The 13496-nt window shown below is 53.5% G+C and carries 10 protein-coding genes; 6 read left to right on the forward strand and 4 right to left on the reverse strand.

Going from position 1 to position 13496, the window contains the following annotated elements; genetic code table 11:
* Positions 1 to 18: 18 nt before the first annotated feature.
* Together L3D05_RS11075 and L3D05_RS11080 are read right to left on the reverse strand one after the other, a co-directional pair.
* Complete coding sequence (locus tag L3D05_RS11075; RefSeq protein ID WP_439647947.1) at positions 19 to 2370, reverse strand: 3-hydroxyacyl-CoA dehydrogenase/enoyl-CoA hydratase family protein; 2352 nt, start codon at positions 2368 to 2370, stop codon at positions 19 to 21.
* A 13-nt stretch (positions 2371 to 2383) separates the two neighbouring features.
* Positions 2384 to 4450, reverse strand: coding sequence for a (Fe-S)-binding protein (locus L3D05_RS11080; protein ID WP_239616120.1), 2067 nt, complete (start codon positions 4448 to 4450; stop codon positions 2384 to 2386).
* A 223-nt stretch (positions 4451 to 4673) separates the two neighbouring features.
* Here L3D05_RS11080 and L3D05_RS11085 point away from each other — a divergent pair, with 223 nt between their 5' ends.
* Together L3D05_RS11085 and L3D05_RS11090 are read left to right on the forward strand one after the other, a co-directional pair.
* Positions 4674 to 5444: an electron transfer flavoprotein subunit beta/FixA family protein gene (locus tag L3D05_RS11085; RefSeq protein ID WP_239616121.1), complete on the forward strand. Its 771-nt coding sequence runs from the start codon at positions 4674 to 4676 to the stop codon at positions 5442 to 5444.
* Between the two features lie 8 nt (positions 5445 to 5452).
* On the forward strand, positions 5453 to 6442 hold the full coding sequence (locus tag L3D05_RS11090; RefSeq protein ID WP_239616122.1) for an electron transfer flavoprotein subunit alpha/FixB family protein: 990 nt from the start codon (positions 5453 to 5455) through the stop codon (positions 6440 to 6442).
* 132 nt (positions 6443 to 6574) lie between these two features.
* Here L3D05_RS11090 and L3D05_RS11095 read toward each other — a convergent pair whose 3' ends face one another.
* Positions 6575 to 7753, reverse strand: coding sequence for a copper amine oxidase N-terminal domain-containing protein (locus L3D05_RS11095; protein WP_239616123.1), 1179 nt, complete (start codon positions 7751 to 7753; stop codon positions 6575 to 6577).
* A 132-nt stretch (positions 7754 to 7885) separates the two neighbouring features.
* On the reverse strand, positions 7886 to 8452 hold the full coding sequence (locus tag L3D05_RS11100) for a hypothetical protein (protein ID WP_239616124.1): 567 nt from the start codon (positions 8450 to 8452) through the stop codon (positions 7886 to 7888).
* A 572-nt stretch (positions 8453 to 9024) separates the two neighbouring features.
* On the opposite strand from L3D05_RS11100, the gene ilvA reads away from it, so the two are divergent.
* The 4 genes from ilvA (at position 9025) to L3D05_RS11120 (ending at position 13446) form a co-directional block, all read left to right on the forward strand.
* The gene (gene ilvA / locus L3D05_RS11105; protein ID WP_239616125.1) at positions 9025 to 10293 is read left to right on the forward strand and encodes a threonine ammonia-lyase IlvA; all 1269 of its coding nucleotides are present in this window, start codon (positions 9025 to 9027) and stop codon (positions 10291 to 10293) included.
* Positions 10294 to 10397: 104 nt separating this feature from the next.
* Complete coding sequence (locus L3D05_RS11110; RefSeq protein ID WP_239616126.1) at positions 10398 to 11576, forward strand: MGDG synthase family glycosyltransferase; 1179 nt, start codon at positions 10398 to 10400, stop codon at positions 11574 to 11576.
* Positions 11573 to 12775 carry an MFS transporter gene (locus L3D05_RS11115; protein WP_369417966.1) on the forward strand — a complete coding sequence of 401 codons (1203 nt, stop codon included), beginning with the start codon at positions 11573 to 11575 and terminating at the stop codon, positions 12773 to 12775. The genes L3D05_RS11110 and L3D05_RS11115 overlap by 4 nt, the downstream gene beginning before the upstream one ends.
* Before the next feature lie 35 nt (positions 12776 to 12810).
* Positions 12811 to 13446 carry a TVP38/TMEM64 family protein gene (locus L3D05_RS11120; protein WP_239616127.1) on the forward strand — a complete coding sequence of 212 codons (636 nt, stop codon included), beginning with the start codon at positions 12811 to 12813 and terminating at the stop codon, positions 13444 to 13446.
* The last annotated feature ends 50 nt before the right edge of the window (positions 13447 to 13496 follow it).

A 13496-nucleotide genomic window follows, 5' to 3' on the forward strand; every position in this document is an offset into this window, starting at 1 on the left:
CTCGCTAGGGTGGCCCAATTAATTGCGAAGAGGTTGGCCGGTTGCGAGCATATGGCGCATGCGGGATTGCGTAAGCGGTTGTCCGCATAGGCTGAGGAACGCTTCCCGCTCCAGGTCTAGTAAATGCTGCTCCCGCACGGTCGCGCCTGCCGGCACGTCTCCTCCGGTGAGCACCTCGGCAAGCTTCGTCGCAATGAGAACGTCATGATCCGAAATGTAGCCGCTGCGCTTCATCGAGGATACTCCCAGCTTCAGGACAGTGGCCGCTTCCCTACCGCCAACGATCACGTTCCTATCCGGCAAGGGGACTGCATAGCCCCTGCGATCCAGCTCCAATACCGCGCTCTTAGCTTCTGCGATTCTCGACTCCTCGCGGATGACGACTCCATCGCCCGATCTCCAGTAGCCTAGCCTCTTGGCATGAAACCCGCTCTCCGACACTTTTCCCATCGCTATAGTTTCGAACAATTGAGAGATCGGCGCCGTCACGTCATCCAATCCAGCCATCTCCGCTCGTTCCTGCGCCATAACGGCGGCTGCCAAACATCCTCCCCCGGCAGGGACCAACCCTACTCCCGTCTCCACAAGACCGAAATACGTCTCCGCCGAGAACAAAATCCGATCAGCCGGCAAGCAAGCTTCCACGCCCCCTCCCAAGGTCATCCTGTGCGGAGCCGCCACGACCGGACGAGGCATCACGCGGAGCGACTTCATGCTCGTCTGGAACTCGCGAATGATAAGCTCGATTTCCTCCCATTCCCCGTTCTCGGCTTCCATAAGCAGCAGCATCAAATTTGCCCCGACGCAGAAGTTGCGACCTTCGTTGGCGAGCACGAGCCCCCGCCAATTGCGGTTTACCTCCTCAGACGCCTGGCGAATTGCGGACAGCACTCCCGGTCCGATGGCGTTATGCGGCGAGTGGAATTCCAAGCAAGCGACTTCGTCGCCAAGATCGATTAACCTGGCGCCGTCTCCCGCGAATATCGTTTTGCCGCGATCCCTCAGCGATCTTAAGGACAATTCCTCCGGTTGTTCTTGAACGGATTTGTATTGGCCTTGCGAGTAATAAAACAGGCTTCCGGAACGCCGAGCGTAGAAGGAAGTCGAGTCCTTGTTCAACATAGCGGCGATCGGGGTAGGAACTGCGATTCCTCTTCCCTCAAGCCTGGACACCGTCTCCGCCAAGCCAAGAGCATCCCAAGTTTCGAACGGGCCTTGCTCCCAATTGAACCCCCATCTCATCGCTTCATCGATGTCGATCGCGGTGTCTGCGATTTCGCCCAGCTTCTCCGCCGAATAACAAAGCGTCGCCTCCAGAACGTCCCGGGCAAACGCGGCCAAACGATCATGATCCGCCGCCGCTAGCAATGCCTGCAACTTCTCCGTTGTTCCCGCCGCCATCTTAGCGGCTTCCAATGCGGGTGAAGAAACCTTGCTCCGCGCAACGTAAGCCATCGTTCCCGGATCGAGCACTTGGATTCGATCCTTACCTTTAGCGGCGATGTTCTTCCGATAGAAACCGCCGCCGCTCTTCTCGCCGAGCCAGCCTTTGGCTACCAGTTCCTCTATAATCGCCGGCGCTGAGAAAGCAGCCGCTTCCAAGGGATCGGCCACGTTCTCTCTGACGTTGCGGCATACGTGCAGGAACGTATCCAATCCCACCAAATCCAACGTGCGAAAGGTAGCGCTCTTAGGCCTTCCGATCAGCGGCCCCGTAACGGCATCCACTTCGTCGACCGTTAGCCCGTGCTTCTCCATCGCTTGAAGCGTCACTAGCATCGCATAAGTTCCGATGCGGTTCGCGATGAAATTTGGCGTATCTTTGGCTTTCACCACCCCTTTACCGAGCCGCTGCCGGCAAAATAACGCGACGTCCTCGACTACTCGCGGATCCGTATCCTCACATGGGATGATCTCTAATAGCTTCATGTATCGCGGAGGGTTAAAAAAATGCGTGACCATCGCATGGCGGCGACAGGACTCGCTACACACCGAGGTCACTTCATTAATCGACAAGCCCGAAGTATTGCTGCTGACGATCATTCCCGGCCTCCAGGCTGAATCTATGCGCCTCCATACGCTATGCTTGATTTCCAGCTTCTCGGAGACCGCCTCGATCACCCAGTCGCACTCCGACAACAGAGCTAGATCCCGGTCCAGATCGCCCGGCCGTATTCGGGCAACGAACTCAGCTTCGTACAACGGCGACGGCTTCGTCTCCTTCAACCGCGCGATCCCTTTCGCCGCCAGCCCTTCCAAGTCGAGAAGCAGGCACGGAATACCGACATTCGCCAAATGGGCGGCAATGGCCGCTCCCATCACCCCCGCTCCGATAACCGCCGCTTTCCGTACATTCCACAAGGTCCCCACTCCTCTCGGGTCATTATGTCCCCATTCCAAATACAGACATCGCCAACAATTCCGCAACATCCAACGCTTCGACGCGCTCCTCTTCTCCATGCTTGCGCAAGCCTTCCTCCATCATCGTCAGGCAATAGGGGCAAGCCGAACCGATCACTTGCGCACCGGTGGCGAGCGCTTGGGCCGTGCGCAATTCATTAACCCGCCGCCCCGGTTCCTCCATCCACATGCGGCCTCCTCCGGCTCCGCAGCACAGCCCTTGCTTGCCCGAACGTGCCATCGTCTTTGTCGCGAGCGCCGGGATAGAGGACAGTATCGAACGCGGGGCGTCAACGATCCCGTTATATCGGGCCAAATAACAAGAATCGTGCAACGTCATCGTCGTCGGAACAGGATTATTAGCGCTTAGCTTCCCTTGTTCCAACAGTTCGGCCAATAGCTCCGTATGGTGCTTCACCTCGGTTGCAAAATCGAAACCCGCATACTCGTTGCGAAATAAGTGATACGTATGCGGACAAGTCGTAACGATTCTCGTGATGCCATACCGCTTGAAAGTATCAATGTTCGTTCGACATAACTCTTGAAATAGAAACTCGTCTCCAAGCCGCCTCGGCGTATCCCCGGAGTTGCGTTCCTCCGTCCCGAGCACGGCGAAAGATACGCCGGCCTCCTTCAGCAATCTAGCAAAGGCGAACGTAACCTTGCGGGCTCGCCTGTCATATGCTCCCATGCTCCCTACCCACCAGAGCCAATCCGGTTTGGGATTATCGCGAAGGGTCGGAATTCGCCAACCTTCCTTCGCTGCGAACTCCTCCATCCATGCCGTTCGTTCCTGACGCGGGAAGCCCCAGGGATTGCTCTGTCGATCGATATTTTGCAGCGTTCGCCTTGCTTCCGAGGGCATCTTGCCTTCCGTTAGAACGAGATAACGCCGCATCTCCAGTATGGGCGCCAACTGCATGTTGCCTACGGGACAGCGCTCCTCGCAATGTCTGCAAGTCGTACACGCCCACAGCTCCTGCTCCGTAATGACCTCCCCGATCAACTCGATGGGTCGCGGGTTGCTGCTCTTCATCCATCCACTCGATTGCCATGCCATCGTTCCGCCAATATCCATGACCGCCGTTTTTCCGTTCGTCACCTCGCCCGCAGGTTTGAATTCCAGCCCTTTGCGCTGTAAAGTATCCCGAAGCTTCGTCATCAGATGCATTGGTGAGAGCCCTTTGTCCGTATTAGCCGCCGGGCATACGTCGGTACACCTCCCGCACTCCACGCACGCGAACAGATCAAGCCTTTGTTTACGGGTTAAATCTTCTACCGAGTTCATTCCGAATTTCTCCGCCGTCTCGTCTTCCAGATTCAATTTGGTCATCTTTGGCGGACCGAGCGGTCGCAAGAGCCAGTTCACTGGTGCCGTAAAAATATGAAAATGCTTGGAGAGCGGAACATAGACGAGAAAACCGAGCAGCAACAACAGGTGCGCCCACCACGATATTTCATAGCCGATTTCCGCCCAATTCGCCTGTGCTCCTCCGTTTATTTTTACCATCCCCATGGCTAGTGCCGACGAGATCGGAGCAGTTAACGACGAAGGGGAAAGTTCTCTTAATCGATCGAACGCCAGCGTGAAGGCAACGGACAGCATGAGCGCCGCAATCCAAATCAAGACAAGCACGGGCTTCCAGCCTTTAGGCAATCTCGGAAGCTTCTCTCCATACCTCCTGTAAGCCCCATAGACAATCGCGAGCATAACCAAACCCACCGTCAACTCCTGCATGAGCGAGAAAACATCATTATCCGCCCAAGCGAGCGGTTGTCCGATTAGCCCTTTCCACAGCAGCTCTAACGCGCCTAGCTGAAGCATCAGGAAACCGTAGAACAGCACAAGATGCATCCCGCCGCTGCGGCGATCCTGTAGTAGCCTGCGATGTCCGAATACCTGCCCACCCGCCCTTGCCGCGCGCCGCCAATCCAGCTTGATCCCCCTATCCGGCGCACCGCTTAGAATAAGCCTGATCTTGCCTACAACAATCCAACTGAAGAACCCGATTCCGCACAAGGTGACGGCCGCTACCAGCCAACCATTCATCGAGCTGCCCACCTCGCTCCCCTTTGCTCGTGCCCCCCTTGGAGCGATCGCGATCTTCTGAACCTTCCTCGAAGGTCATACGATGAAAGTGAGACCCTTCAATCGTCTTGATACTCGTAAATTTATTCCTGAGACGACCCTTCATATGCCCACATCGGCAAAAAAGGACATGGCTCGGCGGTTACTATCGTTATTCTGCGAATCCGTTTACAAGGAGGACGCCATGAACATCGCGGTGTTGATCAAGTCCGTCATCGCAACGGATGAACCGATTTCGGTACGGAACGGCAAGATCGAGAATTCGGGAGTCAAAAAGGTCATTAATCCTTACGACGAATATGGGTTGGAAGCGGCTTTGCGGATGAAGGAAGCGGATGGGGGAACGGTTACCGTCCTTTCGGCGGGAGACGAGAAAACCGCGGAGACTTTGCGGGTCGCTCTGGCAATGGGCGCGGATGAGGCCGTGTGGATTCGTACGGTTGGAGAGCCGGACGAAAGGGTTCTGTCTTTGTTGCTGGCCCAAGCCATCCGGCAGGGCGAATACGAGCTTGTATGGGCCGGCCATCTGTCGGTAGATAACGGTGCGGGACAGGTTGCCATCCGCGTAGCCGAGCTTCTCGGTTGGCCGCATGCGGGTGCCATTGTCGATTGCCGGGCGGAGGGCGGCGCATTACACGTCATTCGCGATGCGGAAGGCGATAGCGAGAGCTGGGAGTTGGCGTTGCCTGCTTTACTGACCGCGCAGCAAGGCTTGAACGAACCGCGGTATCCGGCGCTTGCCGGCATTATGAAGGCGAAGCGCAAGCCGCTGGCTGAGCTGACGCCCAAGGAGCTTCTCGCGGGAGAAGAGGCCTCGGCCCGAACGGAGCGCGTAGGTTGCGAGGCGCCGCCGGATCGGCCGGAAGGCCGGAAGCTCGGCGGCACGGTAAAGGAGCAAGCGGCTGAGCTGATTGCCCTGCTTCGGAACGAAGCACAAGTATTGAAGGCGAGGTGAGCGCAGCGATGAACCAACATATCGTAGTCGCGGAATGCCGCGACGGCCAACTGCGGCGAGTATCGCTGGAGGCGATTGCCGCAGCCAAGGGCTGCATGCAAGACAGCGACAAGCTCACCGCCGTCTTGCTGCTTGGCGCGGACGGCGCGGGCGAAGCCGCCGCGGGAATGCTGGCGCAGCACGGCCCGGATGAGGTGATCGTCGTCGATCACCCCAGCCTTGGCCGCTATGCGCCGGAAGTGCACCTCGCCGCCCTGCTGGAGGCGGCGAGAGCACTGGCGCCCGAGGCGCGGTGGTGGCTGGGCCACACCGCCATCGGGCGCGATCTTGCCCCGCGGCTGGCAGCTCGCCTCGGGGCAGGGCAAATCTCCGATGCGCTCGCCGCCGCTAGGGGCGCGGACGGACGCATCGTCTTTACGCGTGCGTTACACGCAGGCAAGGCGCTTGAGCGGCGCGCCTTTATGCCGGGCTTCACGACGGTCGTCACCGTTCGCCCGAATAACTTCGCCCCGGCCGCCACGGTCGCCGGGCAGCCAGCCGCGCCAATCCGCACCGTGCCGTTCGCCCCTCCCCAGTCGCGCATGATCGTGCGCGATGTGGTGCGGCGGGCTTCCGGCTCGGTCGACTTAGCGGAGGCGCGGATTATCGTCGCCGGCGGCCGCGGCGTGAAGAGTAGCGCCGGCTTCGCCCCGCTCGCGGAGCTCGCGGGCCTGCTCGGCGGAGCGGTCGGCGCTTCGCGCGGAGCCTGCGATGCCGGTTATTGCGATTATGCCCTCCAGATCGGGCAAACCGGCAAAACCGTCACCCCCGACCTCTACATTGCCTGCGGCATCAGCGGCGCCGTGCAGCATCTCGCGGGAATGAGCCGTTCCCGCGTCATCGTCGCCATCAACAAAGACCCCGAGGCACCGATCTTCAGCGTAGCCGATTACGGGATCGTCGGGGACTTATTCGAGGTCGTTCCTGCGCTCATCGAAGAATTCAAGCTTGATCGCTGATGCGTTAACCCTTAATCGCCATCTAATACCTTTTTGCCATTATCCTTTTCCTGAACCAAAGGGATAACGTGAAAAGAGACGATCCGTGACGCCTAGGCGACTTCGGACTCGTCTCTTTTTGTTTGGGGTTGCTTAAAGTTGTTCGTTGGATAGAATGGACGCTTCGGCTTGAAGGAGCCATTTTCCGTCTATTTTCTTGGCTTCGTTAAGGACGATAGAGCGAGTTTTGGAGCTCACTCCGCCGGATTCCTGTTCAGTGAGCATAGAGATGAGCAACGTGGCTTTATCCGAGCCGTTATATTGGACGACAACCAAATTTTCGGTCGTTATTTTAAAAGTCGTCGTTGCGAATAATTGATCAAGAGTGCCTTTCAGTTGATCTTTTTCCGCGAAGTCGACCAGCGTCGCTAAGTAAGCGGCAACGTTTTTCTCGTTCGCAGCTTTTACTTGGTCAGCGAAAAGCTTGTTCATCGCCGTCTTATCCGCATCAGAAACCGTAGCCTTCTGTTCGAATAGACCCGGAATGTTCGTCAGTTGCTGTGCCAGCACTTCGATACTGTAAATTTTCCAATTACCGGCTTTGTCCTTGTGCAACGTATAGCGTGTTTTAGACAGGTTATCCGGGAAGAAGTCGCCGCTGACCTTCGCCGTATTTTCAACTAAATTAACGACGGCTACCGTGTCGCTATACGATTGAATCGCGAAGCTTTCGATATTGGTTTTCGTCCTTGAAGTCTTCCAGCGTTCCATAACGTTCGAGATATCCATTACGGTATCTTCCGACATTAATCCGGATAGCCCCTCGCTATCGCCGGCTGCCTCGACTAGCAGCATCTTATTAAACACGTTATGTATGGCTGCTTTCTCCGCATCCGTTGGTCCCGTATATGTAATCGAAATCTTCTTAGAGGGGTTGATCCAATCGACAGCATGGTTGGTTAACGCTCCCGCAAACCGGAGACCGATTAACGTGCGCCCATCCCTACGGAGTACTTCCCCTGTGCTGGCAACCGTCATACCGTTAACGATTGCAATGTCCCCATCAATGTATATTTCAATTTCCGTTTCATCCTTTTTGGCATATATAGCCTTCGTACTAGGGTCTAAATCGGAATTGTAACCTAACAATTTGAATAGTGCAGCATATTCGACATAAGATTTACCCTTAGTAAAAACGATATCCGAGCCGAAATCTACGGTTTTGCCGTCCAACTCGACTTGAACCGCTCTCGGCTTTTCAGCTGCAGATGCCGACCCCGCTAATGAAAATGCCAATATCGCGCAACTAAACATAAATATTAATTTCTTCAAAATTACGCACCAACTCTCATAATGATGTATCGCATCTCTATCACTATCACTCTAGTTTATTTCAGCCCATTAATACAAGTTTTAAAGCCGGCTTTAATTATATTTAAGCATCATGCAAATGATTTCCCAATACTATCCAACGATCAACTGTTGCAAATCCTTCAACGAGGGCTTCTGAAATATCACCCTGACGTCGCTTCCTTCCCATTGGAGATCCTTGATCTTCAATAGTTTGGGCAAATCTTCTGCTATGGGGATTACCCGGTCGGAGAACATAGATTTGGGCAGCGTAATTCCTTTCATTTTGGCTTTTTCCACCTTAGCCACTACGTTCGGCTCATTCCAAGTCAGGCGATAGGTGATCTGTATGCCTGCCGAAACTTTGTCCTTCCATATGACGTTCAAATCCGCTGTGAGTAGGTCCCCTTGCAAAACAAAGTCCGCCCCAGTCACGACTACGTCTTTCTCGACTTGCGGATTGTCCGCTACAGACTTCTTCGCCAGATTGTTCAAATCCTCCGAAGTCAGCAGGAGATCGGGCGATCTTCTCTTGACCATATCGATTGCCCGGTCTTTCAGCGGCACCTTCTCATAAGCCAAATTCAAGCTCTGATCGGGTTTTGCGTAATAGAGCGCTCCGACTCCCGCAATGACAACGATAAACACAAGAATAAAAAGACTTACGAACAACTTCTTCATCCGAATCTCCTTTGCTTGCATTATTAAATTAGGCAAATCGGCATTGACTTCCGCGAACCGGAAGCGTATAACAATAATTACATTCCATGACGGGAACACGTTGCTTGGTTCCTTCGATCTCCAGAGAGTCGGCGAAGTGCTGCAAGCCGACGGTCGAAACCCAGGACAATATCCTCCCCGAGAAGCGGCGCCGAAAATCATCCGTAGGCGCAGACGATTTGCCCACGTTACGGGACGTCGTATACACTATACGACACACGAGCGCCTAACGTTGCATCCATCGGATGTAAAGTTTGGAACGAGGGTGGTACCACGGATAACGTCCGTCCCTTTCACAGGGGCGGTTTTTTTATACCCTTATAGGTGGTTCAAAAAGTCATCTTTTGATCACGAAGCAGCGCAAGTAGTACATTCGACATCGAATCTTGAATTCAGCCGGGCCTTCCGGTGCTCACGTAGGTTTTGCCTACGCTCCGCTCCTCAGTCCCTAGCTTCATTCAACCTTCTCGGTGCTGAAAACCTGACTTTTTGAACTCTGACTTAAACTTAAACCCCAGAAAGGATGATCACGCATGACCAGCCACAATCCTACTCCACTCGTATCCCTTGCCGATATACTAAACGCCCATCGCGTCCTTCAGGATGTGGTAAACCCCACTCCGTTGCAGCACAATCGAGCTCTATCCGCGAAATTCGGCTGTAACGTTTATTTGAAACGCGAAGACCTTCAGGTCGTGCGCTCCTTCAAAATCCGTGGTGCGTATTATCTGATTGCATCCTTGTCCGAGGAAGAGCGCCGCAACGGAGTCATCTGCGCCAGCGCGGGCAACCATGCGCAAGGCGTCGCTTTCTCATGCCAGAAGCTGGATATCCCCGGAATCATCTACATGCCGGCCACGACGCCTAGGCAAAAAATCAATCAAGTCCGGTTATTCGGTGGAGATAAGATAGACATTCGCTTGACCGGCGATACTTTCGACGATGCTTATGCCGAAGCGATCCGGGTAAGCCAAGAAGAAGGAATAACGTTCGTTCATCCGTTCGATGATCCCCGTATCGTAGCGGGTAACGCAACCGTCGGCAAAGAAATCATCGAAGGCGGCGCACCCTCTATCGACTTGCTTTTGTTAACGATCGGCGGAGGCGGTTTGGCTGCCGGCGTCTCGTCCTATATGAAAGCGATCAGCCCTTCCACCCGGATCGTCGGAGTAGAACCGGAAGGAGCCCCCTCCATGCAACGGGCATTGGAAGCTCAACATGTTGTCACGTTGACCGAAATCGATAAATTCGTGGACGGAGCGGCCGTCAAACGGGTAGGCGAGCTCACTTACGCCCTCTGCCGCGACTTGCTGGACGAGATTGTTCTCGTTCCGGAGGGGCGCGTCTGCACGACGATCTTGGAGCTATACAATGAGCATGCCATCGTTGCCGAGCCTGCGGGAGCGCTGACCGTTGCGGCCCTCTCGGCCATGGATCACGAGATGCTGCGCGGGAAAAATGTCGTCTGCATCATAAGCGGCGGCAACAACGATATCGATCGGATGCAGGAAATCAAGGAACGCTCGCTTATTTACGAAGGCTTAAAGCATTATTTTATGATCAATTTCCCGCAACGGGCAGGCGCCCTTAGAGAGTTCTTGGATGATGTTCTCGGACCGAATGACGATATCGTACAGTTCGAATATACGAAGAAGCACAACAAGGAGAACGGCCCCGCTCTCGTCGGCATTGAGCTAAAGAGCCCGGAAGACTACGAGAACCTCGTCGCGCGCATGAACGGAAAGGGCTTCCAGTTTATCGAACTCAACAAAGATCCTCTTTTATTTAATCTTCTGATCTAATTTTTAGGGTCCGCGCCCTCTCGTTTATCCCCATTTAACACTCGGGCGTTACAGTGAACGAAGAACCGATTCGTTCCGACTAACGGGGATAAGCGAGGGCGATTATGGCTAAACAGAGAAAAATATTCATTCTGTACGCACGCTTTGGAGAAGGCCATTGGCAAGCGGCAACCGCATTAAGACAGAGCTTCATGCAGCAAGGTAACATCGACGTGAGAATGATCGATCTACTGGCCGAGTCGCACCCCGTTATCAATGGGGTCAGTCGTTATGTATATAACAAAAGCTACCACGTTCTGCCTCAAGTATACGGATGGGTGTACGAAGCGACCAAAGGCATGAAGTCCGATTCGATGTTCGCTACGTGGCTTCATTCTTTCGGCGCGGTCACTTTACGAAAGCTTGTCGCTAAAGAACGACCGGACGCAATCGTCCACACCTTCCCTATTCTTGTTTTGCCCTTCATTATGCAGAAAATGGGCAGAAAAATTCCGATGTACAACGTCGTAACGGATTTTGATCTCCATCTGCGCTGGGTTCACCCCGATGTGGATAAATATTATGTCGCGACGGATGATATAAGCAGGCAGCTCTGCGAACTAGGCATCCAATCGCAACGAGTCGCCGCAACAGGGATTCCCATTCGATCCAGCTTTACGAACGATACCGCCGTCCCCTCAACCCAATATCGCTTGCATCCCCATAAACCGATCATACTTCTGATGGCCGCCGCTAACATGGGCGGGCTCGACATCGCGTTGTTCTGCCAAAAAATGATTTTAAATGGCGACATCCAAGTCGTAATCGTATGCGGAAGGCATCAACCCTTACAGAAAATGCTGAAGGATCACTTCAAAACCAACTCAGACGTTACCGTGCTCGGATATGTCGAACGCATCGATGAATTAATGTCTATCTCCTCATGCATGATAACGAAGCCGGGCGGGCTCACGTTATCCGAAGCCATCACCGCGGAACTGCCCCTTTTCCTCTATCGCCCCGTCCCTGGACAAGAGCGCAACAATGCCCGTTATTTGCAGAACAAAGGAGCCGCGCTGATTTGCCAAACCATTGAAGAACTATTAAGTGCGGTTAAGGAGCTATTCCATAAGCCTGGAAGACGATTCGAGATGCTGAACGCACTGAAAGCTTTGAAGAAAAAAAGCGCTTCGGATAGCATCGCCTTGGATATTGTTCATCAATTGCATATAATGGAAGAGGCTTCCGCTTCCGTCTCGGTTTCGAATCAGATTGAGGTTCCTCTAAAGGAGAGCTACTTGTGAGCAAGTCTTCTATGAAGTCCTTTTTTCAATCGGACATGCTGTTGTATCTGTCCATATTGTTTCTTGTGGAATTCGTAAGGGGAGCCGCACTGATCAGCTTCCTCCCGATTTACGGCGATAAGGCTCTAGGGCTAAATCTTGACGTGATCGGAGCGGCGATTACCGCCCACTATATTACGGATACCGGATTGAAATTGGCCATCGGTTATTTACTTGATCGCTTGTCCATCCGCGTCGTTGTCAGCGTCGGTTTAGTATTCTCGTTCATAGGGATTGCAGCATTGCAATTCGCAGATGTCCCTTGGGTATTCATTATGTCCGCTGCTATATACGGCATCGGAATTTCCCCGATATGGATTGTTTGCTTAACGAGGGTTAAAGAAGATCAGCGGGCAACGCAAATGGGATTCCTGTATACGGTCTGGCTTGTCGGACTCGGGAGCGGTCCCGTCGTCACGAATTTATTGCTGGACTACGATCTTGATCTCACTTACTGGGTAATGACCCTCGTCGCTCTTCTCGCTTTGCTCTTGTCCTTATTCATCGTCGGCGGGCGAAGCGTCCATATCGATGTCGTCCCCTTCAAGCAACAATTAGCCATTCTCGGGAGCCGACTGCGCGATATGAAGCTGTTAATGCCCGGAATGGTATTGCAAACTCTTGGAGCCGGGATGTTACTTCCGATCTTGCCAAGCTTCGCGGTAAACAGCCTTGGGATGACCGCATCCCATTATTCTCTTCTGCTCATCATCGGCGGTGGCTGTACGATCATAGGGCTGATTCCAATGGGAAAGCTGTCCGATTCGCTCGGCAAGAAATGGTTCCTTATCATTGGATTTCTAGCGTTCGGGATCGTGCTGTTCGCCCTCACTCAGCAGCCTCCGATCGTTCTCGCCTTCTTCTGGGCATTCGTACTGGGCATTTCTTACGCTGCGGTACTCCCCGCTTGGAATGCTTTACTCGCGGCTTATGTCCCTCCCGGCCAGCAAGGCCTCGGCTGGGGTGTATTCTCGACGGTGGAAGGAGTCGGCGGCATGGTCGGACCAATTATCGGCGGTTTGCTGGCAACGAGATATAGCGAATCCTCCGTCGTAGGCTTGGCGGGCATTTTATTCATCATCATTAGCCTATTTTACGTATTTTTTCCTTTCCGGCTGTTCAAGGGAGAAGCTCTACCTCCCGCAAAAGGATCGAAATAAAAATTATAGCCGGCTGGGTCGATTGGAGCTCGAGTATGCTTAATGCGCATTTCATTTGGACGATGTCATACACCATGAACCTGCACGAATGGATTTCCTATGCGAAGGACATAAATTTGGAGGAGATCAAAAATCTCCTCCACCGCTATTCTCAGTTCGGGCCTCTTCCCGGTATCCTACTTCCTTTCTTAGAAGCCTTGTTGCCTATCCTGCCTCTTGTCGTATTCATTGTGGCCAATGCAGCGGCATATGGAATGTGGCTAGGTTTTCTGTACTCTTGGATCGGGGTAACAGCCGGATCGTTAGTGGTATTCATGCTGGCGAGACGTTTTGGCTATCGCTATGGAGATCGGATTCGCCGAAAATTTCCGAAATCCGAGAAGTTTTTCAGCTACATCGAACGCAAAGGCTTTACTCCGATTTTTTTGCTTGCTTGCTTCCCATTCTCGCCATCCGTTATCGTAAATATCGCATCCGGCTTATCGAAAATTCCATTACATACTTTCCTGATCGCAATGGCGCTTGGTAAAGCCGTCATGACCTTCGGGCTCTCCTTCATCGGACATGATCTGCAGGCGATGGCCGATAATCCATGGCGCATTGTTCTGGGAATAGCGATTCTGATCCTAATGTGGCTCGGCGGCCGCAAATTAGAATCCCACTACAATTGACCTGTTGCGTAGCATAACGCTCCTTCTCCCGTGGCAACCTAAGTTGCAAC

Origin of the sequence: Cohnella mopanensis (genome assembly GCF_022352055.1) — a bacterium.
In the GTDB taxonomy this organism is placed as follows: domain Bacteria; phylum Bacillota; class Bacilli; order Paenibacillales; family Paenibacillaceae; genus Cohnella; species Cohnella mopanensis.